The 24,860-nt window shown below is 65.7% G+C and carries 22 protein-coding genes and 1 tRNA gene; 9 read left to right on the plus strand and 14 right to left on the minus strand.

Annotated features, from left to right (window positions below):
- Positions 1-100: 100 nt before the first annotated feature.
- A tRNA-Tyr gene (locus tag ACZY1F_RS00005) sits at positions 101-182 on the minus strand.
- A gap of 179 nt (positions 183-361) precedes the next feature.
- Positions 362-616, minus strand: a complete 255-nt coding sequence (locus tag ACZY1F_RS00010) for a hypothetical protein (RefSeq protein ID WP_463939612.1) — start codon at positions 614-616, stop codon at positions 362-364.
- Positions 617-842: 226 nt separating this feature from the next.
- Here ACZY1F_RS00010 and ACZY1F_RS00015 point away from each other — a divergent pair, with 226 nt between their 5' ends.
- Positions 843-1,334, plus strand: a complete 492-nt coding sequence (locus tag ACZY1F_RS00015; protein ID WP_463939613.1) for a YajQ family cyclic di-GMP-binding protein — start codon at positions 843-845, stop codon at positions 1,332-1,334.
- Positions 1,335-1,478: 144 nt separating this feature from the next.
- Here the strand turns inward: ACZY1F_RS00015 and ACZY1F_RS00020 are convergent, their stop codons facing one another.
- Entirely contained in the window at positions 1,479-2,153 is a 675-nt protein-coding gene (locus ACZY1F_RS00020) for an LGFP repeat-containing protein (protein ID WP_463939614.1), read from the minus strand.
- A gap of 265 nt (positions 2,154-2,418) precedes the next feature.
- Here ACZY1F_RS00020 and efeU point away from each other — a divergent pair, with 265 nt between their 5' ends.
- Genes efeU through efeB form a run of 3 tightly spaced genes read left to right on the plus strand, consistent with a single transcriptional unit; the run spans position 2,419 to position 5,806 of the window.
- Positions 2,419-3,273 carry an iron uptake transporter permease EfeU gene (gene efeU, locus ACZY1F_RS00025; protein ID WP_463939615.1) on the plus strand — a complete coding sequence of 285 codons (855 nt, stop codon included), beginning with the start codon at positions 2,419-2,421 and terminating at the stop codon, positions 3,271-3,273.
- 39 nt (positions 3,274-3,312) lie between these two features.
- Entirely contained in the window at positions 3,313-4,515 is a 1,203-nt protein-coding gene (gene efeO / locus ACZY1F_RS00030; RefSeq protein WP_463939616.1) for an iron uptake system protein EfeO, read from the plus strand.
- Positions 4,516-4,528: 13 nt separating this feature from the next.
- Positions 4,529-5,806: an iron uptake transporter deferrochelatase/peroxidase subunit gene (gene efeB, locus ACZY1F_RS00035; RefSeq protein WP_463939617.1), complete on the plus strand. Its 1,278-nt coding sequence runs from the start codon at positions 4,529-4,531 to the stop codon at positions 5,804-5,806.
- A 6-nt stretch (positions 5,807-5,812) separates the two neighbouring features.
- On the opposite strand, the gene htpX is transcribed toward efeB, so the two are convergent.
- Positions 5,813-6,679, minus strand: coding sequence for a zinc metalloprotease HtpX (htpX, locus tag ACZY1F_RS00040; protein ID WP_463939618.1), 867 nt, complete (start codon positions 6,677-6,679; stop codon positions 5,813-5,815).
- Positions 6,680-6,744: 65 nt separating this feature from the next.
- Positions 6,745-8,016 carry an MFS transporter gene (locus ACZY1F_RS00045; RefSeq protein ID WP_463939619.1) on the minus strand — a complete coding sequence of 424 codons (1,272 nt, stop codon included), beginning with the start codon at positions 8,014-8,016 and terminating at the stop codon, positions 6,745-6,747.
- Between the two features lie 78 nt (positions 8,017-8,094).
- On the opposite strand from ACZY1F_RS00045, the gene ACZY1F_RS00050 reads away from it, so the two are divergent.
- From ACZY1F_RS00050 to ACZY1F_RS00065, 4 genes are all read left to right on the plus strand, one after another.
- Positions 8,095-8,859: a hypothetical protein gene (locus ACZY1F_RS00050; RefSeq protein WP_463939620.1), complete on the plus strand. Its 765-nt coding sequence runs from the start codon at positions 8,095-8,097 to the stop codon at positions 8,857-8,859.
- A 30-nt stretch (positions 8,860-8,889) separates the two neighbouring features.
- Positions 8,890-9,375 (plus strand): Fur family transcriptional regulator, encoded by a 486-nt coding sequence (locus tag ACZY1F_RS00055; protein ID WP_463939621.1) that lies wholly within the window; start codon positions 8,890-8,892, stop codon positions 9,373-9,375.
- A gap of 7 nt (positions 9,376-9,382) precedes the next feature.
- Entirely contained in the window at positions 9,383-10,870 is a 1,488-nt protein-coding gene (locus ACZY1F_RS00060; RefSeq protein WP_463939622.1) for a catalase, read from the plus strand.
- A gap of 155 nt (positions 10,871-11,025) precedes the next feature.
- On the plus strand, positions 11,026-11,661 hold the full coding sequence (locus ACZY1F_RS00065) for a DUF2461 domain-containing protein (RefSeq protein WP_463939623.1): 636 nt from the start codon (positions 11,026-11,028) through the stop codon (positions 11,659-11,661).
- 100 nt (positions 11,662-11,761) lie between these two features.
- Here ACZY1F_RS00065 and ACZY1F_RS00070 read toward each other — a convergent pair whose 3' ends face one another.
- The 7 genes from ACZY1F_RS00070 to ACZY1F_RS00100 form a co-directional block, all read right to left on the minus strand.
- Positions 11,762-13,312 (minus strand): APC family permease, encoded by a 1,551-nt coding sequence (locus ACZY1F_RS00070; RefSeq protein ID WP_463939624.1) that lies wholly within the window; start codon positions 13,310-13,312, stop codon positions 11,762-11,764.
- Positions 13,313-13,487: 175 nt separating this feature from the next.
- A complete protein-coding gene (locus ACZY1F_RS00075) occupies positions 13,488-13,895 on the minus strand; it encodes a DUF779 domain-containing protein (protein ID WP_463939625.1) in 408 nt (135 codons plus the stop codon).
- On the minus strand, positions 13,895-14,917 hold the full coding sequence (gene adhP, locus ACZY1F_RS00080; RefSeq protein ID WP_463939626.1) for an alcohol dehydrogenase AdhP: 1,023 nt from the start codon (positions 14,915-14,917) through the stop codon (positions 13,895-13,897). The genes ACZY1F_RS00075 and adhP overlap by 1 nt, the downstream gene beginning before the upstream one ends.
- Positions 14,918-15,105: 188 nt before the next feature.
- Entirely contained in the window at positions 15,106-16,629 is a 1,524-nt protein-coding gene (gene exaC / locus ACZY1F_RS00085; protein WP_463939627.1) for an acetaldehyde dehydrogenase ExaC, read from the minus strand.
- 140 nt (positions 16,630-16,769) lie between these two features.
- Positions 16,770-18,158 (minus strand): GAF domain-containing protein, encoded by a 1,389-nt coding sequence (locus ACZY1F_RS00090; protein ID WP_463939628.1) that lies wholly within the window; start codon positions 18,156-18,158, stop codon positions 16,770-16,772.
- Between the two features lie 68 nt (positions 18,159-18,226).
- Entirely contained in the window at positions 18,227-19,681 is a 1,455-nt protein-coding gene (locus ACZY1F_RS00095) for an FAD-dependent oxidoreductase (protein WP_463939629.1), read from the minus strand.
- A 69-nt stretch (positions 19,682-19,750) separates the two neighbouring features.
- A complete protein-coding gene (locus tag ACZY1F_RS00100) occupies positions 19,751-20,746 on the minus strand; it encodes a DNA topoisomerase IB (RefSeq protein ID WP_463939630.1) in 996 nt (331 codons plus the stop codon).
- Between the two features lie 93 nt (positions 20,747-20,839).
- Here ACZY1F_RS00100 and rarD point away from each other — a divergent pair, with 93 nt between their 5' ends.
- Positions 20,840-21,826, plus strand: a complete 987-nt coding sequence (rarD, locus tag ACZY1F_RS00105; RefSeq protein ID WP_463939631.1) for an EamA family transporter RarD — start codon at positions 20,840-20,842, stop codon at positions 21,824-21,826.
- A gap of 106 nt (positions 21,827-21,932) precedes the next feature.
- Here rarD and gabT read toward each other — a convergent pair whose 3' ends face one another.
- Together gabT and ACZY1F_RS00115 are read right to left on the minus strand one after the other, a co-directional pair.
- Positions 21,933-23,303, minus strand: coding sequence for a 4-aminobutyrate--2-oxoglutarate transaminase (gabT, locus tag ACZY1F_RS00110; protein ID WP_463939632.1), 1,371 nt, complete (start codon positions 23,301-23,303; stop codon positions 21,933-21,935).
- 85 nt (positions 23,304-23,388) lie between these two features.
- A complete protein-coding gene (locus tag ACZY1F_RS00115; protein WP_463939633.1) occupies positions 23,389-24,819 on the minus strand; it encodes a gamma-aminobutyraldehyde dehydrogenase in 1,431 nt (476 codons plus the stop codon).
- Between the last annotated feature and the right edge of the window lie 41 nt (positions 24,820-24,860).

A 24,860-nucleotide genomic window follows, 5' to 3' on the forward strand; every position in this document is an offset into this window, starting at 1 on the left:
CCAGAGAATCCGGACAAAGAAAAACACCCCGGTCCGAAGACCGGGGTGTAACCGATGACTCGACTCATCCGTGAAGGATGTCTCGACTCACCACAAATTGTGGCAGATGAGGGATTCGAACCCCCGTAGGCGTTGCCAGCTGATTTACAGTCAGCCCCCTTTGGCCGCTCGGGTAATCTGCCGAACTTCAAAAGAAGATCACCCCCGGCTGCAGTGTTCAGAACGTCCGTTTCCGGTCCGTTCCGCTTCCAGTAACCGCGGGCAAGACAACTTTACAGAACTTCTGCCGAAACATCGAATCGAGGCGGCGGGCCCCTCAAAACGCCGCCGGAAGCCCCGCAATTCCGCGGAAAGCGGGGCGTCAGGCGTCGCCGAGAATCCGTCCGGCCAGCCTTGCCTCGAACTTGATGGCCTGCTCCTCGGTGATCTGGTTCAGCTGGACCGCCCGCAGCAGATCCTCGCTCACACCGTCCATGCGGGCCGAGGCATCCGGGACAGGGCTGAAAATGATGGAGGCGGCGATGGCGGCTGCGGCAACTGAGGTTGCGGCGGTGGCCACGGCGCCGGCGGCTGCGGCGGTGGTTCGGGTGACGTAACGGACGGCGGTGCGTGGCATGGTGTTCCCTTTCGAGCTACTTCCGACTCGTTCAACTCTCCATGGCCCGGCTTCGTTCCCGCAGTGCGTCCGCTATGAGGGAACTGTGAATCCGGAAACTTGCCGAATCCACAACGGCGCCGCAACCGACACAGCGCCACAGCCGGGCGATCCGTATTAGGCTGGAATGCAGAGATCCACGCCCTGCAGAGCCAATTCCAGGGCACCCACCGGCACAAGGAGAATCATGGCAGGCGAGTCAACGTTCGACGTCGTAAGCAAAGTGGACAAGCAGGAAGTGGCCAACGCGCTGAACCAGGCACAGAAGGAGCTGGTCCAGCGCTACGACTTCAAGGGCGTCGGCGCCGAGGTCGAATTCAGCGGCGAGAAGATCCTCATGAAGGCGAACTCGGAGGAACGCGTCCTGGCCGTGCTGGACGTCCTCCAGTCCAAGCTGATCCGCCGCGGCATCTCTCTGAAGTCCCTGGACACCGGCGAGCCGTTCGCATCCGGCAAGGAATTCCGCCTCGAAGCCTCCATCAAGGAAGGCATCGAGCAGGACCTGGCCAAGAAGATCAACAAGCTTATTCGCGACGAGGGCCCCAAGGGCGTCAAATCCCAGATCCAGGGCGACGAACTCCGCGTCTCGTCCAAGTCACGCGATGACCTGCAGTCGGTCATGGCGCTGCTGAAGGACTTCGACGAGGCGGACCTGCAGTTCGTGAACTTCCGCAGCTAGCCAAGAGCCCCGCCAGGATGATTCCCGGCGGGGCTCTCTTGCGTTATGGCGCAGGCGCGCTAAATCCGCAGCCAATGGCACTTGGGCTAGGCTGGCAGGCATTGCCCGCCGCCAAGGTCCCCCCATCAAGTCGGCGGGCAATGCCTATTTGTTGAACACGACCCATTCGTGTCCGGTGGTCGGGTTCTTGTAGACGGAACCGCTCCTGAATTTCTGGCGCAGAGTACTGGTGGCTTTGGTTGGGTCAACCTTGACGAGGTCCGTTCTCGGGTAGCCAAGCCGCCCGTCTAGGCCACCATATTTAGCCCAGGACGTAACTGTCACTAGATGTGCGCCATAAAGTTGGTGGCGGTAGATGTATGTGAAGCCGCTATTCGCGTTCCGTATGGTGTGGAAGGGCATCCAGGACACGCCATCCGGGCGCTTGATTTCCGGGCCCTCCGGGAAACCTAGTATCTGTGGGCCTCCGGCGTTGAAATAGGCGTTCCGGATGGAAGCCCTCAGCGCGACGCTCACGTTGGAATAAAAGACCATGATTGAGCCGTATTGGTAGTCCTGCATGGCGTAGGCCCGTCCCTGTACGCCCGTGCCGTACTTGACCGCCCCGACTTTGCTTCCCAGCCAAGGGGAGTAACCTCGCGTTACGGCGATTTGTCCGAGATCAATTCCGTTGACCAGTACGGGCTCTGCTTGTACAGCCAGGCCAATTGAGAGCGGGACGGATTCCGCAGCGTGGACCGGCGCGACGAAGCCAGAGAGCATTGCTGCGGTCAGCGTCGCTAGTAGAGCTGATTGACGCAGCCTTGCAGTGCTTTTCAATTGAGACCTTCCCCCAGCTTGTGAATGACATGACATTACTACACAGCCAAGCCTCACTCACGGGGACCGGGATCGACATTCGCTGGTCCCCGTGCCCTTTGCGTCCGGCGGCATCTGCGGCGCATCAGGCAGCCGTCAACATCCCTATTCGCCCATCGAAGGTTGTAATTAGCGCATAACAATTTTGCTTAATGCCCTCTCGCGGGTAATCTTCGGGGTTAGGTGAGCCTTAGCTTGGTTCCGTAATCCCGAGAGTATCCAGACCATGACCGCAAACTTTCTGATCGGCCTCCGCGAGGGCCTCGAAGCCTCGCTGATCGTCGTACTGCTGCTCGCGTACGTGGTCAAGACAGGCCGCCGCTACCTCATCCCGCGCATCTGGGCCGGCGTCGGCATCGCCATCGCGCTGTCCATCGGGTTTGGTGCGCTGCTCACGTTCGGCCCGCGCGGGCTGACGTTCGAAGCCCAGGAAGCCATCGGCGGCAGCCTGTCCATCGTGGCGGTCGGGTTGGTCACGTGGATGGTGTTCTGGATGGCCCGGACCGCCCGCACGCTCGGACAGGACCTGCGCCACAGCATCGACAAGGCCGCAGACGGCGGCACCTGGGGACTCGTCATTGTCGCCGCCCTTGCCGTGGGCCGGGAGGGCCTGGAAACGGCCCTCTTCCTCTGGGCCGCGGCCCAGGCCACCGGCGAGTCCAACGTGCCCCTGCTCGGCGCCCTGCTGGGGCTCCTGGTCGCCGCCGGGCTGGGCTACCTCCTCCACCGCGGCGTGCTCAAAGTCAACCTCTCCCGCTTTTTCACCTGGACCGGGGCCGCCCTGATCATCATCGCGGGCGGTGTCCTCGCCTACGGCATTCACGACCTGCAGGAGGCCGGCATCCTGCCGGGGCTGCACCTGCTGGCCTTCGACGTCTCGGCCGCCGTCCCGCCGTCGTCCTGGTACGGCACCCTGCTCAAGGGGACCCTGAACTTCTCCCCCGCCACCACGTGGTTCGAAGCGTCCGCCTGGGTCCTCTACGTTGCACCAACCCTGTACCTCTACCTCTCGGCGCACCGGCGCCACGCGCGCAGCACGGACGCCCGCACCGCCGGCCAGCCCGTCAAAGCGAACGCTTAGCAGCATCCCCCGCCATCCACCCCACCCAAGGACCCCCTCATGACTGCTTCACCCTGCCTTCCCCACCAGCGGACCCCGCGCGGCCTCAGGTCCCGGCTGAGCCTGCTGGCAGGCGTCGCCCTGATCCCGCTCGCACTGGCCGGCTGCACGGACAACGCCAAGCCGTCACCGGCAGCCGGTGACGGACCCATCACGGTCTCCAGCACCGGCGACGCCTGCAAAGTCTCCGCCGCGGAGGCCGCCAGCGGAAACCTCACGTTCTCGGTGAAGAACGACGGCGACCAGGTCACCGAGTTTTACCTGCTGGCCGAGGACGGGCTGCGGATCATCGGCGAAGTCGAGAACATCGGCCCGGGCATCAGCCGCAACCTGGTGCTCACCGCGCCCGCCGGTAAATATGTCACCGCCTGCAAGCCGGGAATGGCGGGCGACGGCATTCGGACCGGCTTCACAGTTACGGACTCCGGCACGGCCGTTGCCGTGGACACCGACCTGAAGCGGCTCACCGATACCGCAACGGCCCAGTACACGGCGTATGTGAAGGACCAGACCGAACAGCTGCTGGCCGGCACCAAGACGTTCGCCGAGGCTTTCGCCGCTGGCGACTCCGCCAAGGCCCGGGACCTGTACGCCTCCACCCGCCTGCACTGGGAGCGGATCGAGCCCGTGGCGGAGTCCTTTGGAGACCTTGACCCCAAACTGGACCTGCGCGAGGCAGACCTGGAACCGGGCGAAACCTGGACCGGCTGGCACCGTGCCGAGAAGGACCTGTTCCCGCCGACCGGCTACACCGCCATGACCGCCACCGAACGGGCTGAGATCGCCGCCCAGCTGGTGACGGACACCGAAGACCTGTTCACCCGCACCCGCACGGTGGAACTGACCCCCGACAAGCTGGGCAACGGCGCCAAGGAACTGCTGGACGAGGTGGCCACCGGCAAGGTCACCGGCGAAGAGGAAGCTTGGTCGCATACGGACCTGTGGGACTTCCAGGCCAACGTGGACGGCGCCCGGATCGCCTTCGAAAACCTGCGCCCGGTCCTGGACCAGAAGCAGCCCGGGCTGGCCAAAGAGCTCGACACCAAGTTCGCGGCGCTGCAGGCAGAGCTGTCCAAGTACGCAAAGGGTGACGGATTCCTGTACTACAACGAGCTCACCCCTGAGCAGATCCAAACCCTGGCAAGCCTGGTGGACTCCCTCGGCGAGCCGCTCTCCAACCTGACGTCCGCCGTCGTCCTCTAGGCAGGAAAGGCAAATGACGAAAGTATCACGCCGCGGGCTCCTCGCGCTGGCCGGCGCCGGCGGGGCCGGGGCCGCTGCCGGACTGGCCGCGGGCCTTCTTGGACACGACGCCGTGGCGGGCGCCGATGCGTCCCCGCAGCCGGTCAGCGAAACGGTCCCGTTCCACGGAGACCGGCAAGCGGGCATCACGACGCCGGCGCAGGACAGGTTGCACATGGCCGCCTTCGATGTGATCACCGAAGACCGCGAGGAGCTCATCGCCCTGCTCAAGGACTGGACCGACGCTGCTGCCGCGATGACGGCGGGCAAGGAAGCCGGCGCTACCGGCGCGGTCAACGGACCCTATGATGCCCCGCCCGAAGATACCGGCGAAGCCCTGGGCCTGGGCGCGGGCAGGCTGACGCTGACTTTCGGCTTCGGCCCAACATTGTTCGAGAAGGACGGCAAGGCCCGGTTCGGACTTGCTGGCCGCCGGCCAGCCGCCCTGATCGACCTGCCGCACTTCCCGGGCGATGACCTGCAGGAACAACGCACTGGCGGCGATCTGGTGGTCCAGGCCTGCTCCGATGACCCGCAAGTGGCAGTCCACGCCATCCGGAACCTCGCGCGCATCGCGTTCGGCAAAGCGCACGTCCGCTGGTCGCAGCTGGGCTTCGGCCGCACGTCCTCCACCTCGCGGGCGCAGCAAACCCCGCGGAACCTCTTCGGGTTCAAGGACGGCACCAACAACGTCAAGTCCGAAGACGCGGCGCTGCTGGACGAGCACGTCTGGGTGCCCGCCGGCGCTCCGGGCCCGGAGGCCTGGATGGAGGGCGGCAGCTACCTCGTGGCCCGCCGCATCCGGATGCACATCGAGATCTGGGACCGGACCTCGCTGCGCGAACAGGAGGGCCTGATCGGCAGGACCAAATCGGAGGGCGCCCCGCTCTCCGGCGGGTCGGAATTCACCACCCCCGACTTTGCAGCCATGGGCCGGGCCAGCCAGCCGCTGATCGCCGCCGACTCGCACGTCCGGATAGCCCACCCGGAGCAGAACAAGGGCGTGCGGATGCTGCGCCGCGGGTACAACTTCACCGACGGCTCCGACGGCCTGGGCCACCTGGACGCCGGCCTGTTCTTCATCGCGTTTGTGAAGGACCCGCGCACCCACTACGTACCCATGCAGACCGCCATGGCCCGGCAGGACACGCTGTCCGTCGAGTACCTGGTGCATACGGGCTCCGGGCTGTTCGCCGTCCCGCCCGGAATCCGCCCCGGCGGTTTTGTGGGCGAAGGGCTGTTCCAGGCCTAGCTCGCCTCAGGTCAGCGGACGGCCGGCAATCCGTTCCAGCCGGGCGATCCGCTCCTTCATCGGCGGATGCGTGGCGAAAAGCTTGGACATCGCCCCGCCGCGGAACGGGTTGGCGATCATCAGGTGCGAAGTGTTGACCAGCTTCTGCTCCTGCGGCAGCGGCGCGATCCGCACCCCCTGCTCAATCTTGCGCAGGGCTGAGGCGAGTGCCAGCGGATCGCCGGTGAGCTCCGAACCGTCCTCGTCGGCGTCGTACTCCCTGGTCCGGGAGATGGCGAGCTGGATCAGGGACGCCGCAAACGGCGCCAAAAGCGCCATTGCCAGCATGGCCAGCGGGTTGGAGTTGCGCCGGTCGCCGCCGAAGAACAGCAGCATCTGGCCCACGGACGTGATGACGCCGGCCACCGCGGCCGCCACCGATGAGGTGAGGATGTCCCGGTTGTACACGTGCATCAGCTCGTGCCCCAGGACCCCGCGCAGCTCCCGGGCATCGAGCAGCTGCAGGATCCCCTCGGTGCAGCACACGGCGGCGTTTTTGGGGTTCCGGCCGGTGGCGAAGGCGTTCGGGTTCATGGTGGGTGAGAGGTAGATGCGCGGCATCGGCTGGTTGGCCCGGACCGAGAGTTCGCGGACAATCTGGTACAGCTGCGGAGCCTGGGCCTCCGTGACGGGGTAGGCCTGCATGGAGCGGATGGCGATCTTGTCGCTGTTCCAGTAACCGTATGCCGTGGTGGCCACGCCGATCAGGGCCATGATCCAGATGGGCGCTGCACTGCGGGTATTAAGCCCGATCAGGCCGCCCAGACCCAGGAGCACCGCCCACAGGACGCCAAAGAGCGCCGCAGTTTTCAGGCCGTTGTAATGCTTGTGCACGTCCACTCCTCCACGATCGCCCCGGCAAAGTTGCCAACAAGGGATTGCCCCCACCCTGCAGGGCCCTACGGCACCGGGCTGCGGGCATCGTACTTCCGGAAGCCCGGCTGCAGCTGTGCCGCCAGCCATGCCACCGCGATGCACAAAACCCCGCCCAGAAGCAGGACCCAGCCCTCACTCAAAATCTTAGTCCCGGCGCCTGCCAGCAGGTCACCCACGCGCGGGCCGCCGGCCACCACCACAATGAAAACCCCCTGGAGCCGCCCGCGCAGGTGGTCCGGCGCAGCGGCCTGCAGGATGGTGTTGCGGAAGACGGCACTGATGGAGTCCGCGATTCCAGCCAGGGCGCAGCACAAAGCTGCCGGGACCAGCCAAACTGTGGCCCCGCCGTCGTCCGTCCGTCCTGCCAGGAGCACCACCACGCCGAAGCCGGCGATCGAGGCGCCCCAGCCCATCACCGACCACACCACCGCACTTCCCTGCCGCCGGACATGGCCCAGCGGCCCGGAAAAGAGGCCAGCCAGGAACGCGCCCACCGCGCTCGATGCGAGCAGGATGCCCACCGTGGCTTCGCCGCCGCCGATCATCAGGGCAGCGATGGCCGGCATCAGCGCGCGGGGCTGGGCGAGGATCATGGCCACGAGGTCGATGATAAAGGTCATCCGCAGGTTGGGCCGGGTGCCCAGGAATCGGAACCCTTCGATAACGGACCGGATCCCGGCCCGTCCGGCGCTTCCCGAAGGCGGCATGGACGGCAGCCTGAACACGGCCCAGAGCACAAACGCGAAGCTGATGAAGTCGATGGTGTACGTCCAGCCGAAGCCCACCCACGTCACCAGTACGCCCGCCAGCAGGGGTCCAACTGTCATGGCCAACCCAAACGAAATCATGCTGAGCGCGTTGGCCGCAGGAAGCAGTTCCTTGCGGATAAGCATCGGGATGATGGCACTGCGTGCCGGCTGGTTGATGGCCTGGGCGCCGCTTTGCAGCGCCACCAGGAGGTAGAGGACCCAGACGTTTCCCAGCTGCAGCCAGGACTGCAGCGCGATCAGGCCGGTGGTCAGCCACAGGACAGAGGTTGCCAGGAGCGCCACCGAGCGGCGGTTGTGGGAGTCGGCGATGGACCCGCCCAGCAGGCCGCCGAACACCAGCGGCACCAGCGCAAACACGCCCAGCAGGCCCACATAGAAACTGTCCTGCGTGAGCCGGTACACCTCCAGGCTCACGGCCACCAGCGTGAGCTGGCTCCCCACGGCCGAAACGGCGGAACCCAGCCAGAGCCGGCGGAACGCCGGGCTCTCCCGGAGCGGTGTGATATCGGCCAGCAGTTTCCCCACCCTACAACCCTAATGGGGCGGCGGTGTCCTGTTCTGTCACACGCTTGGTATCCTCAGGCGGGGGAAAGGAGTTGGCTTATGAATGTGTCCAGGCGGCTGCTTTTTGGCTCGACTTTCTGGGAGATCGCCCGGCCCCGGACTGCCCTGAACGCCGGCCATCTCCTGATCCGGCTCACGAACCCGGCTACGGCGTTCGATCTCCGCTCGGCCGCTGACTGGCAGCACTGCCACAATATGGCCCGGCAGGCACTCGCCGATGTTCTGGGTGCCACCCGCTGCACCGTGGTGTTTGCGCACCAGTGGCACCCCATCGGAGCGGCCATCGGCGAACCGGAGGCCGAATCCTCCACCCCCACCTTCCACATGTTCGGGCGCTGGGACGCCGAACCGGTCACGCCCGGCGAACAGCTGCGCCTTCCCGTTCAGCGCCGGGTGCCGGCCGCAGCGGAAGAGCTCAAAGAGTACGACGGCGGCCTCCGCACCGCCCTGCGCCGGCTGGCTTTGGAGCGCCCGGCAGAGCCCGTCCCGCCGGCGGACGGCACCCTCCCGGAACTCATCGCCAGGGCTCCGCGGGTCAAGGCCGGGGCGCACCACACGGTCCTCTCCCCGGCGTTGGCGCCGGCGCCGGGCGGAACCGGCCTGACACCTGGTCACCTGCTGGCGCTCGCTGCGGCCGTCCAGGGCCTGACGGCCCGCCCCGGCGTGACCGGGCTGACCTGCGTGGTGCCGGAGCCCGGACCTGGTGGCCTGGAAGTGCACGCCATGGGCCGCTCGGCAGGAGAATCCCTCAACCCCATGCAGGAATTCCTGGATCTGCCGAAGGTAAGCCAAGCCTTATTGTGATCGACTCATAATAAGTGTTTCAATAGAGGCATGACGGAACACTCTGGCGGCCACGATGCATGGGCTGCCGCCCTGCGTGCCCACGGCCGCCGGGTGACCAAGCAGCGGCTCGCCGTGCTGACCGCCGTCGAACATCACCCGCACTCCCCCGCGGAGAGCATCCTGGCCGCCGCGCGCGCCGAACTTCCCGAGCTGACCGCGCAGTCGGTTTACGTGGTCCTCGGCGACCTGACCGACCTGCACATGCTGCGCCGCTTCGAGCCGCCGCATTCCCCCGCCCTGTACGAGACCCGCGTCGGTGACAACCACCACCACGCCATCTGCATCAGCTGCGGCCGGGTGGAGGACGTCGAATGCGCCGTCGGGCACGCGCCCTGCCTCACCCCGCACTGGGATGAGGGCTCCAAGCCGATGACCATCCAGATCGCCGATGTGATGTACCAGGGCATCTGCCAGGACTGCCAGGCGTCCCAAAAACTTCCTTCTGATAGTCCCTCACAAGTAATCGAGAAATAGGAGAAATATGACTGCGAACATCTCAACCACACAGTCCGGCGCGCCCGTCACTTCTGACGCGCACGCACAGTCCGTCGGCGCCGACGGCGCCATCATCCTCACGGACCACTACCTGATCGAAAAGCTCGCCCAGTTCAACCGCGAGCGCGTGCCGGAGCGCGTAGTGCACGCCAAGGGCGGCGGTGCGTTCGGTACGTTCAAGGCCACCTCTGACATCTCCAAGTACACGAAGGCCGCATTCCTGCAGCCGGGCGTTGAGACCGAGATGCTGATCCGCTTCTCCTCCGTGGCCGGTGAAGCAGGCTCCCCGGACACCTGGCGCGACCCCCGCGGTTTCGCCGTCAAGTTCTACACCTCCGAGGGCAACTACGACCTCGTGGGCAACAACACCCCCGTCTTCTTCATCCGCGACGGCATCAAGTTCCCGGACTTCATCCACTCCCAGAAGCGCCTCCCGGGCACCCACCTGCGCGATGCCGACATGCAGTGGGACTTCTGGACCCTGTCCCCCGAGTCCGCACACCAGGTCACCTGGCTCATGGGCGACCGCGGCCTGCCGGCCTCCTGGCGTGAAATGCAGGGCTACGGCTCGCACACCTACCAGTGGATCAACGCCGCGGGCGAGCGCTTCTGGGTCAAGTACCACTTCAAGTCCAACCAGGGCGTCAAGACCATGTCCGGCGACCAGGCTGAAGAGCTGGCCGGCTCCGACGCGGACTTCTACATCCGCGACCTGCAGGACAACATCGCAGAGGGCAACTTCCCGTCCTGGGAACTGCACGTCCAGGTCATGCCGTACGAAGACGCCAAGGGCTACCGCTTCAACCCGTTCGACCTCACCAAGGTGTGGCCGCACACGGACTACCCGCTGATCCACGTGGGCACCATGGAGCTGAACAAGAACCCGGAGAACTACTTCGCGCAGATCGAGCAGGCCACCTTCGCGCCGTCGAACTTCGTGCCGGGCATCGCCGCTTCTCCGGACAAGATGCTGCAGGCCCGCATCTTCTCCTACGCCGACGCACACCGCTACCGCGTGGGCACCAACCACGCGCAGATCCCGGTGAACCAGCCGAAGAACCAGGTCAACAACTACAGCCAGGACGGTGCCGGGCGTTACCATTTCAACGCCCCGTCCGTACCGGTTTACGCCCCGAACTCGTTCAACGGCCCCGCTGCCGTTGAGCCGGCTTCCCCGGCCGGCGGCTGGGAGAACGACGGCGAGCTCACGCTCTCCGCGCACTCGCTGCACGCCGAGGACGGCGACTTCGTCCAGGCCGGCACGCTGTACCGCGAAGTGTTCGACGACGGCGCCAAGGCCCGCCTGCTGGACACCATCACCGGTGCTGTGGGCGGCGTGAAGCACGCCGCGATCAAGGAACGCGCCATCCAGTACTGGACCAACGTGGACGCCGAACTCGGCGCCAAGCTGCGCGCCAACCTGGGCACGGGCTCCACCGACTCCGACGCCGAGGCTGCCAACAAGATCGGCTAGTCCTTCTGCCCCTTGTGGTGCAACGTCCGCCCCGTCACGGTTTCCGTGGCGGGGCGGTCTTGTTTCCACATAGGCCTTGTTCCACACAGCCTTTGTTTCCACATAGGTCCCTGCCGCCCTGGCCGGGGCGGCCCGGTGGTCCCTAGGATCACTGCATGAGTACATTCCAGGGCATCCCTGCAGGGGCATTCGCGTTCTATGCCGAACTTGAGCACAACAACAACCGGGACTGGTGGCTGGAGCACAAGGACAGCTACAACACTCTGGTGCGCGATCCTGTCACGGCGTTGCTGGCCGAGCTGGAGCCGCGGTTCGGGCCGGGCAAGATCTTCCGGCCCAACCGGGACATCAGGTTCTCATTGGACAAATCGCCCTACAAGACTGCCCAGGGAGCCTTCGCGTCGTCCCAGGAAGGCGTGGGATATTACGTCCAGGTGAGCGCAGAAGGGCTGCTCGTGGGCGGCGGCTGCCACACCAGTACGCCGGCCCAGCTGGCCCGCTTCCGGAACTCCGTGGATGCATCCGGGACCGGCGAATCTCTGCGGCACATCGTGGATGGCGTGGCTGCTGCGGGCTTTGCGGTGGAGGGAGAAAAGCTCAAGACAGTGCCGCGCGGTTTCGAGAAGGACCATCCCCGGGCGGAGCTGCTGAAGCACAAGTCACTGTCCGCCGGCATCGAGCTGGGCCAGCCGGAGTGGCTGGACTCGCCGGCCGCGGTGCAGGAAATCGCGGCACTGTGGGACCAGCTGCGGCCCCTGGTGGACTGGGTGGGCCGGCACGCGGCGCCGTAGGAGCCCAAAGGCAACGCGGGGTCACTTCCGGCCCAATCCCGGCGATGGAATGGGCGCGGAGTGACCCCGCGTTGCCTTCGCGGGAGCGGATGTCCGGGAGTCAGACCCGGGTGAGCTCGTCTTCGTCGGCGGCGTCCGGTGTGGTCTGCCCGGCGGGGCCGTTGACTGATTCCTGTGCCTCAGCGAACTTTTCGTTCAGGCGGGAGTGCCGCTGGCCGTAGGCGAAGTAGATCAGGACGCCGATGACCAGCCAGCCGGCGAAGAAGATCCACGTCTGCACGGCGAGGTTCGTCATGAGGTACAGGCACAGCACGGCGGAAACCACCGGGAGGACCTTGCCGAACGGGACGCGGAAGGACGGCTTCAGGTCCGGGCGCTTCTTGCGCAGCACCAGGATGCCCAGGCTCACCACCACAAACGCGGACAGCGTGCCGATGTTGATCATTTCCTCCAGCAGGTCAACGTTGGTCAGGCCTGCCACAAGTGCTACTGCGGCGCCGCAGATGATCTGGAGACGGACCGGCGTCGAACGTTTTTCACTGGTTTTGGACAGCGAGCGCGGCAGCAGCCCGTCGCGGCTCATAGCCAGCACCACGCGGGACAGTCCCATCAGCAGCACCATGATGACGGTGGTGAGGCCGATCAGGGAGCCGACGGCGATGACCTTGGCCGCAGTGGTGTTGCCGACGGCCTCGAACGCGGTGGTGAGGGTGGGCGTTTCTGCTGCCGCGAGGTCCGTGTAGGACACCATTCCGGTGAGCGCGAGGGACACCAGGATATAGAGGAGCGTCACCACGGCCAGGCCGCCGAAGATGCCGCGCGGCAGCGTCTTCTGCGGGTTCTTTACTTCCTCCGCGGACGTGGCCACAACGTCAAAGCCGATGAACGCGAAGAACACCAGGGCTGCGCCGGCGAAGATGCCCAGCGTGCCGTACTGGGCAGGCGCGGCGCCGGTCAGGAAGCCGAAGAAAGACTGCTTCATGACGTCCGCGGCGCCACCGGCGGTGGGTTCCGCGGCAGGCACAAACGGCGTGTAGTTCTCGAACTTCACATACGTGAAGCCCACCACGATCACAAACAGCACCACGGCGATCTTGATCAGGGTGAAGACGTTGCCCACGCGGGCGGAGAGCTTGGTGCCCAGCACTAGGAGCACGGTGAAGACTGCAACGATCAGGAACGCGCCCCAGTAGAGGTCCACGCCGCCGAGCGACAGCGCCGGCGGCACGTCGGCGCCCATCAGCGCAAACACCTTGCTGAGGTAGATGCCCCAGTACTTGGCGATCACTGCCGCGGCGGTGAACAGTTCCAGGATCAGGTTCCAGCCAATGATCCACGCAAGCAGTTCGCCCATGGTGGCGTACGTGAAGACGTAGGCGGACCCGGCGACTGGAATGGCGGTGGCAAACTCGGCGTAGCACATGATGGCCAGGGCACAGGTGACGGCGGCAATGGCGAAGGACAAGGTCACCGCGGGGCCGGAGAAGTTGGCCGCAGCCTTGGCGCCCACCGAGAAAATGCCGGCGCCGACAGCGACGGCGACACCCATGATCATCAGGTCCCAGGTGCTGAGCGACCGCTTGAGCTTGCGTCCGGGTTCATCAGCGTCGGCGATGGACTGCTCGATGGATTTGGTCCGGAGAAGGTTCATAAGGAGATCCACAATCCTGATAGGGGATGGAAACAGACTTATCAACTTTACTGTCCATCCACTGGACGGTTCCAACCGTTCCGTATCGTGAGACGCCCATGATGCCGAAGTTAATTGCGAAAAAAACCTTGAGGCCCTCCTGTTGGAGGGCCTCAAGGCTCAAGCATCGAACCGGCTAGACCGGCCAGTCCATCAGCTTTGACCGGATCAGGAACCGTTTGCCTTCCGGCGCCTCAACCGAGAACCCGCTCCCCCGGCCCTGGACCACGTCCACGGTCAGATGGGTGTGGCTCCAGTAGTTGAACTGCTCCCTGGACATCCAGAACTCGAGGGGCTGCGGCTCCGGGCCGTCGGCGATGTCGAACAGCCCCAGGAGGACGTCCGCTTCCGCGGTGATGAACTCCCCGGCCGGATAACACATGGGCGAGGACCCGTCGCAGCAGCCGCCGGACTGGTGGAACATGAGGGGTCCGTGCTGGCCCCACAGCTTCCTGAGCAGTTCCAGGGCCTCGGCCGTGAGCGCCACGCGGGAGATGTCCTCCCCGGGCAGCGTCACCGCCGCGTCAAGCCTCGCCTCCATCATCAGTACTTGATGACGACGCGGCCGTCGATCTTGGCGTGTTTCATCTCGTCAAGAACGGCGTTGACCTCGGAGAGCTCCCGGGTGGACACCGTGGGATGGATCTTGCCCTCGGCGTAGAACTCGAGTGCTTCCTCCAGGTCCTGCCGGGTCCCCACGATCGAGCCGCGGACGGTCAGGCCCTTGAGCACAATCTCGAAGATCGGTGCCGGAAAGTCGCCCGGCGGCAGGCCGTTGAACACAATCGTCCCGCCCCGACGGGCCATGCCGATCGCCTGGCCAAAAGCAGACGGGTGTACTGCGGTGACCAGGACTCCATGGCAACCTCCGGTTTCACGTTGGATGACTTCGGCGGGATCTTCGTGCAGCGCGTTGACGGTGAGCTCCGCACCGTGCTTTTTGGCCAGGGCGAGTTTGTCGTCCGCGATATCCACGGCGGCTACCCGCAGGCCCATAGCCACGGCGTACTGGACAGCAATGTGTCCGAGTCCGCCGATGCCGGAAATGGTGACCCACTGTCCGGGCTTGGCTTCGGTCATTTTCAGGCCCTTGTAGACCGTGACACCGGCGCAGAGCACCGGGGCGACTTCAACGGGGTCCGAGCCCGCCGGGATGCGGGCGGCAAACCGCGTGTCCACGAGCATGTATTCCCCGAAGGAACCGTCCACGCTGTAGCCGGCGTTCTTCTGCACTTCGCACAGTGTCTCCCAGCCGGTGCGGCAGTACTGGCAGTCGCCGCAGGCGGACCAGAGCCAGGCGTTGCCGACGAGGTCTCCGACGGCCAGGTCGGTGACACCCTCGCCCAAGGCAACCACTTCGCCTACGCCTTCGTGGCCGGGGATGAACGGCGGTGACGGCTTGACCGGCCAGTCCCCCTCCGCCGCGTGGAGGTCTGTGTGGCAGACGCCGGTGGTGATGACCTTGACCAGCGCCTCTCCCCGGCCCGGGGTGGGAATGGGGAGGGTCTGGATCTGAAGATCCTTGCCGAATTCGGTTACTACTGCTGCTTGCATTGTCGTCGTCATTGGCGAAATCCTTGCGTAGATAAAGCGGTGGTGCGGTGGAGGTGGTGCTGCCTTCCTGAGGGGTGGCCAGGATGGTTCAGTCGGGGACGGACCAGTGCTGATCCGTCCCCGCCCGGGCTAAAGGCGGAGTGGGGCGCGAGGGCCCCGTCGTGGCGACGGAGTCGACACCACGGGAGCGCCCCAATCCCTTAGAAGAAGCCGAGCTTGTTCTCGTTGTAGCTGACCAGGAGGTTCTTGGTTTGCTGGTAGTGGTCCAGCATCATGGAGTGGTTTTCACGTCCGATGCCGGAGGACTTGTACCCGCCGAACGCGGCGCCGGCCGGGTAGGCGTGGTAGTTGTTGACCCAGACGCGGCCGGCCTGGATCTCGCGGCCCGCACGGTAAGCGACGTTGCCGTTCCGCGACCAGACGCCGGCGCCAAGCCCGTAGAGGGTGTCGTTGGCGATTTCCATCGCATCGCTGTAGTCGCTGAACCGGGCGACAGACACAACAGGTCCGAAAATCTCCTCCTGGAAGATCCGCATCTTGTTGTGGCCCTCGAAGACGGTGGGCTGGACGTAGTAGCCGCCGGCCAGGTCGCCTTCCAGCTGGGCGCGGGCGCCGCCGGTAAGCACCTTGGCGCCTTCCTGCTTGCCGATGTCGATGTAGGAGAGGATCTTTTCGAGCTGGTCGTTGGAGGCCTGGGCCCCGAGCTGGGTTTCGGTGTCCAGCGGGTTGCCCTGGATGATTTTCTCCACCCGGGCCACGGCGTCGGCCATGAAGGAATCGTAGATGTCTTCCTGGACCAGGGCGCGGGACGGGCAGGTGCAGACCTCGCCCTGGTTGAAGGCGAAGAGCGCGAAGCCCTCCTGCGCCTTGTCATAGAACGCGTCGTCGGACTCGGCAACATCGTTGAAGAAGATGTTCGGGCTCTTGCCGCCAAGCTCCAGGGTGACGGGGATCAGGTTCTGGCTGGCGTACTGGCTGATGAGGCGTCCCGTGGAGGTTTCGCCGGTGAAGGCGATCTTGCGGATCCGCGGGCTGGACGCGAGCGGCTTGCCGGCCTCGACGCCGAAGCCGTTGACCACATTGAGGACACCGGCGGGCAGCAGGTCACCGATGAGTTCCATCAGGACCAGAATGGACGACGGCGTCTGCTCGGCGGGCTTCAGGACCACGGCGTTGCCTGCGGCCAGGGCGGGGGCGAGCTTCCAGACGGCCATCAGGATGGGGAAGTTCCACGGGATGATCTGGCCCACGACGCCGAGCGGCTCGTGGTAGTGGTACGCGGTGGTGTCGTCGTCGAGCTGGGAAAGCCGGCCTTCCTGGGCGCGGACAGCCGAGGCGAAGTAGCGGAAATGGTCCGCCGCGAGCGGGATGTCCGCGTTCAGGGTCTCCCGGATGGGCTTGCCGTTGTCCCAGGATTCGGCGACGGCGAGCATCTCGAGGTTCTCGTCGATCCGGTCGGCAATCTTGTTCAGGACCGCGGCGCGCTCGGCGACCGAGGTCTTGCCCCAGGACGGTGCGATCTTGTGGGCGGCGTCCAGTGCCAGTTCAATGTCTTCAGCGGTGCCGCGGGCCACTTCGCAGAAGACCTTGCCGGTGACGGGTGTGATGTTCTCGAAGTACTGGCCCTTGACGGGGGCAACCCACTCGCCGCCGATCCAGTTCTCGTAGCGGTCCTTGAACGTGACCTTCGAACCCTCGGTACCGGGCTGTGCGTAAACAGTCATTGCTAGCTCCTTTGCTGTGCATGAAAGGTGGCGCCTGATGATGGCGTCCGCCGTTGGTTTCAGCGTAGAAGTGTGAAGGTTGCAGTCAGGTTGCACCAGTGTGAGCCAGCTCACGGCCCTTCCCCACCAGGGGGCCGCGGTCAGGCGCTGAGTTCGGCTTCCAGCCGCTCAAGGTCCGCGACGACGGCGGCCCGCTTGGGCGAGCGCGGCGGCAACAGCTTCAGGGCGGCAGTCCGGACGTCGACGTCGTCCCTGGCCTCCGGCAGGGCCGCGTACTTAAGCAGCGTCTCGGCACTGCCGTCCGTCAGCACCGCCTCGCGCATCAGCGAGGAGACCCTGTCGCGGAGGTCGATGATGCCCGGCGCGTCGGAGCGCGGCAGCACCGCGCCGCGGTAGATTTCCAACGCAATCCGGTGGGCGCCGCGCTGCAGGCAGTTCAGCACCTGACCGCTGTCCGGGAGCAGGTCCATGGTGAGTTTGTACGGCCGGGACTCCGGGACGGCGGCCGGGTTGAGCTGCTGGAGGATCTTGCGCAGCCGGACCATCTCCGCGCGGAGCGTCATGGTGGGGCCGTCGCCCGGGTAGAGCAGGAAGCTGAGCTCTTCGGCGCTCAGCCCGGCGGGGTGGGTGCTGAGCAGGGCGAGGATTTCACTGTGCCGGGCGGACAGCGCCACCGTTTTACCTTCGATGCTGAGCAGCGCCTGGTCGCGGCCCAGAAGCTGCAGGCTGTTGCGGTACAAGCTCCCTTCCTTCGCGACGCCCGCTCCCCCGGCCCGCGCCGAATCCGGCCTGGCCGCAGAACTGGCGTTCCGGCGTCGGGCCGGCCGGCTGGCAAGGGTCGCCGCCAGCTGCAGCCGTTCAACACGGAGCTGCGCCTGCGCGGCAGCGACGGTCGCTTCGACGAGCGACAGGGTGTGGGCCGCCACCGCACTGGCCTTGCCCGTGATGTCCACAACGCCCAGCAGCGCGCCGGAATCCGGATCATGGAACGGGACGGCAGTGCAGCTCCACTCGTGCACGGACCGCTGGTAATGCTCCGCCCCGGAAATCTGGATGCCGCGGCCCAGGGCCAAGGCAGTGCCCGGCGCGCTGGTCCCCACCGTGGCCTCCGACCAGTCGGCGCCAGGCACGAACATCATGCCTTCGGCACGGCGCTGCAGGGCGGGATCGCCTTCCACCCACAGCAGCCGGCCAACCTCATCACCGACGGCGACGAGCAGGCCACTGTCGTGGCTGGGCTGGACCAGGAGTTTGTGGATCACGGGCATGATGCTCGCAAGGGGGTGCTGCCGGCGGTATTCCTCAAGCTCGTCAGTGTCCAGGGCAAGGGGCGCTTCGGGGTTGTCCGGGTTGGCCTGCAATTTGACGGACCGCTGCCAGGATTCCCGGATCAGCCTGCGCAGGCCGGGGATCTCCGGTGCGCCCGGAAACGCTTGGGCATCGAGCTGCTCGTGGGCTGCCAGGGCATGACGCTGGGCCAGCGCAGTCGCTTCGCCGCCGGACGCCGGCGGCAGGATCAGGTTCCTCATCGAACTCCCCTCGGTCCTGCCAGTCTACGGGCCGCCGGCAACAACCCTCCAGCGGCAGCCCTCTTGCGTCAGGCGCGGGAGATGCTGATCATTTCCTCGCGCGGGACTACTTTGATGCGTTCACGCACGACGGCGGCGGTCCCGTCGGTGCCAGGCCCGCCTTCGGTCCACGCGGCGCCGAGGGCTGCTTCGTGCGCGTCCAGCTTGATCCAGCCCTCCCACGTGGTGAACTCGATGCCGCGCTCTTCCAGGAGATCGATGATGGCCTGCGGATCCGGGTTCTCGGCCGGGGGAAGCGTGAGCCGGTCCTCCAGCAGGAAGCCGATGGTTTCCAGGGCGTCACCCTTGGTGTGCCCGATCAGGCCGACCGGCCCGCGCTTGATCCAGCCGGTGGCGTAGATGCCGGGGACGGGGTTGCCGTCGGCGTCCAGTACGCGGCCGCCCTCGTTGGGGATCACTCCGCGTTTGGCGTTGTATTCCAGCTCGTCCAGTGGCGAGCCGTGGTAGCCGATGGCGCGGTACACGGCCTGGACGGGATAGTCCACGAACTCGCCCGTGCCCTTGACGTTGCCGGTGCCGTCAAGTTCCATGCGCTCAAACTTGATGCCGGCCACCTGGCCGGACCCGCCGTCGTCGGGGTTTCCGTAGACCTCCACCGGGCTGTGCAGGAAGTGCAGGTGCAGGCGGCGGGAGGATGGTTCTTCCGCCTCGGCATGCTCTTCCACGAGCCAGTTGGTCAGTGTGTTCACCATGGTTTTGATCTGGTTGTTGCTGCGGATGGCGTCGTCGGAGGCCTCGTCGAACTCGAAGTCCTCCGGGTACAGGACAATGTCCACGTCCTTCATGTGGCTCAGCTCGCGCAGCTCCAGCGGCGTGAACTTGACCTGCGCCGGGCCACGGCGGCCGAACACGTGCACGTCCGTGACGGGCGAGTTCTTCAGGCCCTGGTAGACGTTGTCCGGGATCTCGGTGGTGAGGAGTTCGTCGGCGTGCTTCACGAGCATACGGGCCACATCCAGCGCCACGTTCCCGTTGCCGATCACGGCGATTTCCTTGGCTTCCAGCGGCCAGTCGCGGGGCACATCGGGGTGGCCGTCGTACCAGGACACAAAGTCGGCGCCGCCGAATGATCCGGCCAGTTCGATGCCCGGGATAGGCAGATCGGCGTCCTTGATGGCGCCGGTGGAGAAGATCACGGCGTCGTAGAAGGCCCGGAAATCATGGAGGGTGAGGTCGCGGCCGTAGGTGACGTTGCCCAGGAAGCGGATGTCACCCCGGTCCAGGACCTTGTGAAGCGCATTCACGATCCCCTTGATGCGCGGGTGGTCAGGCGCTACGCCGTAGCGGATCAGGCCGTACGGGGCTGGGTAGGCCTCGAAAAGGTCGATGCTGACTTCAAAATCGCCGTCCTTCACACCGTTGGACTTGGTCAGGATGTCCGCCGCATAAACACCTGCCGGTCCCGCGCCCACAATGGCAACGCGGAGTGGACGCTTGGAGGTGGTTTCGCCTGGATTGGACACCGGGAGCCCTTCTGGAAGGAGGATTTCGCGCCGGAGGCGCTGAGTGCAGCTTGCGCACAATGTCCCATTCTAAATGTGTTGCAGCGGCACCACGTCGCCTTCCCTGTACAGCAGCGCCCGGAGCTCGGCTTCGGCGGAGTCCAGGCGTTTGGGGTCGATGGTCTCCCCGGCGGCAAAATGGTCCAGCAGCCGGGGATCAACATAGCTCTTGCGGGCGATCGACGGCGTGTTTCCCAGCGCCGCGGCGGCCTCCAGCATGGCCACACTGATGGCGCCTTTCCGCGCCGAGACAGTCTTCTGCGGGCCGCTGCGTGCCAGGCTGACGGCGGCTGAAACTGTCCCGCGCAGCGTGCGGAAGTCCTTGGCGGTGAAGTCCTGGCCCGTCCGCTCCTTGACGTACGCATTGATGTCCGCGCTGGTGACGGGCCGCCAGGTCCGGCCGTCCTTGAACGCCAGCAGCCTGGCGTTTCCACCGCGGCGCTTAAGCGTCCGCACCAGGGCGGCGAGGTCGGCGTCGTGGATTTCCGATTCCCAGTCCTTGCCACTCTTCGCCGGAAACTTCAGCTCCAGGCACTCCTTGCGGACGTGGACGTGCGCACACAGGAGCGTGGCCAGGCCGTGGCTGCCGTTCTCGTTGGTGTACCGTTCCGAACCCACCCGCAGGGACCCGCTGTCCAGCATCCGGAAGGCCGCGGCCAGCACGCGTTCGCGGCTTGGACCTTCGCTACGCAGGTCCAGGGTGACGAACCGGCGGGCGGTGGGCAGCGACTCCGCCAACTGAAGGGCACGGTCAAACTTCACGCGGTCTTTCCGCTCGCGCCAGGCGGGGTGGTAGATGTACTGCCGCCGGCCCATCGCGTCGAGGCCGGTCGCCTGGATGTGCCCGTTGTCGAAGGGCGCAATCCACACGTCCGTCCATGCCGGTGGGATGCCGATGCTTTCCAGCCGGTCCCGGACAGGCCCCGGCGGCAGCGTGGAGCCGTCCAGGTCCCGGTAGCTGAAGCCTGTCCCGGCGGGCACGCGACGGTAGCCGCGGCCGTTCGCGTTGCTGCGGCGGAGCCTCACGGGACGGCAGCCTGGAGGTTCATCGATTCCATAAAAGAAAGCGTACTGACTTTTGACTGGAATACGCGTCCATCAACTGGTGTTATTGGTTAGGTGCCTACTCCCCCTGAAACCTCCTCCTTACCCAAGACCGCTGCCACCGCGCAGGCAGCCCTCAAGGCTGTAGACAAGGAGACGACGGCGGGAGTCCTGTTCGGTTTCGGAGCGTACGGGTTGTGGGGACTGCTTCCCCTGTACTTCTTCGCGTTGATGCCCGCCAGCGCGGTGGAGATCGTGTCCAACCGGGTGGTGTGGTCGCTGCTCTTCTGCGTCCTCCTGATCACCGTCACCCGGTCCTGGCGTGCGCTGGCCGCGGCGTTCCGCGATCGCTCGGTATTCGGCACCCTGGCCCTCGCCGCATTCCTCATTGCAGTGAACTGGCTGACCTACACGTACGGCGTCACCACCGGCCAAGCAGTCGAAGCCGCGCTAGGCTACTTCATCAATCCCCTGGTCTCGGTCCTCCTGGGTGTGTTCGTCCTGAAGGAGAAACTGCGCCCCCTCCAGTGGGCCGCCGTCGGAATCGGTTTTGTAGCGGTGGGCGTGCTCACGGTGAGCTACGGCAAACTGCCGTGGATCGCCCTGACGCTGGCCTTCAGCTTCGGCCTGTACGGGTTTGTGAAGAAGCGTGTTGGCCCGAAGGTGGACGCGGTGACCAGCCTCAGCGTGGAGACCATAGTGCTGGCACCGTTCGCGGCGGCCACTATGGTGTTCATGGGCGTCAACGGCTCGGCCACGCTGGCCAGCCAGGGCCCGGGGCATTTCTGGCTTCTGGTGGCCTCCGGCGTGATCACCGCGGTGCCGCTGCTGTTCTTCGGCGCGTCGGCCCGCCGGCTGCCCATGACCACCATCGGGCTGCTGCAGTACGTTGCCCCGCTCCTGCAGTTCATTGTGGCGTTGGTGGTGTTCCAGGAAGCCATGACCGCCAGCCGCTGGATCGGCTTCGGCGTGGTATGGCTGGCCCTGCTGCTGCTGACCGTCGATATGCTGCGCGCCACCCGGAAGAACTCGTTGGCAAGGAAGCGGGCCCGCACCTCATAAAACGAGCGCGCGAACGAACACTTGAGGCCCCGGAATCATCGATTCCAGGGCCTCAAGTGTTCGTTCGCGCCGTTGCGAGGGGACGCTAACTCTGTGGGGGTGGGTCTTAGGCGTTGGCCTTGATGGCGGCGGCCAGGACGTCAAGGCCGTCGTTCAGCAGGTCGTCGGTGATGACCAGCGGGGGCAGCAGGCGGATGACGTTGCCGTAGGTGCCGCAGGTGAGGATGATGACACCCTCCTTGAGGCAGGCAGCGGCCACGGCCTTGGTCAGCTCCGGGTTGGGTTCCTTGGAGCCGGCCTGGACCAGTTCGACGGCCAGCATGGCGCCGCGGCCGCGGATGTCGCCGATCACGGCGGTCCCCGAAGCGGCCAGTTCAGCCTGCAGTTCCTGCAGCCGTCCCGTGGCGAGCTGCTCAATGTGGCGGGCGCGTCCGGCGAGGTTGTACTCCTCCATGGACCCGATCGCGGCCAGCGCGGCGGCGCACGCAACCGGGTTGCCGCCGTAGGTGCCGCCCAGGCCGCCCGGGTGGACGGCGTCGAGCAGGTCCGCGCGGCCGGTGATCGCGGACAGCGGCATGCCGCCCGCGATGCCCTTGGCCATGGTGATGATGTCCGGGACAATGCCCTCGTGATCCACCGCGAACCATTCACCGGTACGGCAGAAGCCGGACTGGACCTCGTCGGCGATGAACACCACGCCGTTGGCCTTGGCCCAGGCGGCCAGTGCGGGGAGGAAGCCCTCGGCGGGGACAATGAAGCCGCCCTCACCCTGGATGGGCTCGATGATGATCGCGGCCACCTGGTCGCCGCCGATCTGCTTCTCGATCATGGTGATGGCGCGCTTGGCGGCCTCGGCACCGGTGATCGCGGGGTTCTCCTCGCGGTACGGGTAGCTCATGGGCATGCGGTAGACCTCGGGCGCGAACGGGCCGAAGTTGGTTTTGTACGGCATGGCCTTCGCGGTCAGCGCCATGGTCAGGTTGGTGCGGCCGTGGTAGGCGTGGTCAAAGGCGACGACGGCGTCACGTCCGGTAGCGAGGCGGGCCACCTTGACGGCGTTCTCCACAGCCTCGGCGCCGGAGTTGAACAGCACGGTCCGCTTCTCGTGGCTACCCGGGGTCAGGCGGTTGAGATGCTCGGCGAGGGCCACGTAGCTTTCGTACGGAGTGACCATAAAGCAGGTGTGGGTGAAGTGCTCCACGGCTTCCTTCACAGCCCCGACGACGGCGGGATCGGACGCGCCGACGCTCGTCACCGCGATGCCAGAGCCGAGGTCAATGAAGGAGTTGCCGTCGACGTCGTGGATGATGCCGCCGTCGGCGTCCGCAACGTAGACCGGAACGGTGGACGCGACACCAGCGGCGACAACCGCTTTCCGGCGCTCGGTCAGGGCAATGGACTTGGGGCCCGGGAAGTCGGCCTGGACACGGCGCTTCTGTTCCAGGCGGAAGGTGATTTCACTTGCTGTGGTGCTCATGGGAGGGCCTTTCTTGACTGAATGGGGGGCCACGCCGGCAGGGTTCCCTGGCCGAAGCGGAGCGAGGTTAGGGCGCCGGTGGGGATTAGGCGTCGAGTGCGCTCATGACGTGCTTGATGCGCGTGTAGTCCTCGACGCCGTACATGGAGAGGTCCTTGCCGTAGCCGGACTGCTTGAAGCCGCCATGGGGCATTTCGGCGGTGAGGAGGATGTGGGTGTTGATCCAGACCGCGCCGAAGTCCAGGTCGCGGCTCATCCGCATGGCCGTGCCGTGGTCGGACGTCCAAACGCTGGATGCGAGGGCGTATTCGACGTCGTTGGCCAGCTCGAGGGCCTCCGCCTCGGAGGAGAACTTCTGCACGGTGATGACCGGGCCGAAGGTTTCCTGCTGGACGATGTCATCAGTCTGCTTGGCGCCGGTGACGATGGTGGGTTCGAAGAAGAAGCCCTTGTCCCCGGCGCGGTGCCCGCCTGTGACAATCTGGCAGTTCTCCGGGAGGTGCTCCACCACGGAGGTAACGGCGTTGAAGTGGTTCACGTTGTTCAGCGGGCCGAAGTAGTTGTCTTCGTCGTTCTGCGAGCCGGTGTGCAGCGTCTTGGTGTGCTCCACCATGGCTGCTACGACGTCGTCGTGGACTGAATCTTCAACCAGTACGCGGGTGATGGCGGTGCAGTCCTGGCCGGCGTTGAAGAACGCGAACTCGGCGATGGCCGCGGCGCTCTTTTTGATGTCCGCGTCCTTGAACACGATGGCCGGGGCCTTGCCGCCGAGCTCCAGGTGGGCGCGCTTGAGGCCCTTCGCGGCCCCGGAGGCCACGGCGATGCCGGCCCGGACGGAACCCGTGATGGAGACCAGGCCGGGGACCCGGTGCTCCACCATCATGGCGCCGGTTGCGCCGGTTCCCAGAACGACGTTCAGGACGCCGGCCGGGAAGATCTCCCCGGCGAGACGGGCCAGAACGAGAGTGGATTCGGGGGTGGTGTCGGACGGTTTGAGGACCACGGTGTTGCCGGCGGCGAGTGCCGGGCCGATCTTCCAGATGGCCATCAGGAAAGGGTAGTTCCAGGGGGCAACCTGGGCCACAACGCCGATGGGTTCGCGGCGTACGTAGGAGGTGTGGCCTTCGAAGTACTCGCCGGCGGACTTGCCTTCGAGGATGCGTGCGGCACCGGCGAAGAAGCGGAGCTGGTCGGCGCCGGCGGCAACTTCCTCGGACGCGATCAGCGAGCGCACCTGCCCGGTGTTGCGGTGCTGGGCCTCCACAAGTTCGTCGCTGTTGGCCTCAACGGCGTCGGCGAGTTTGAGGAGCATTAGCTGGCGCTGCCCCGGGGTGACGTGCTTCCAGGTCTTGAAAGCATCCTTGGCCGCGGTCATGGCAGCGTCGACGTCGGCCTGGATGGACACAGGCGACTGCGCCACCACCTCGCCGTTGGTGGGGTTGACGATGTCCAGCAGGTCGGTGCCCGCAGGCGTGACGAACTCACCGTTGATGAAGTTCTGCAAGGTTTGAACCACGGTGTACAACCTCTTTCATAAGGGAACATCAGCTGCGAAGC

Source organism: Pseudarthrobacter xylosi (assembly GCF_055412765.1).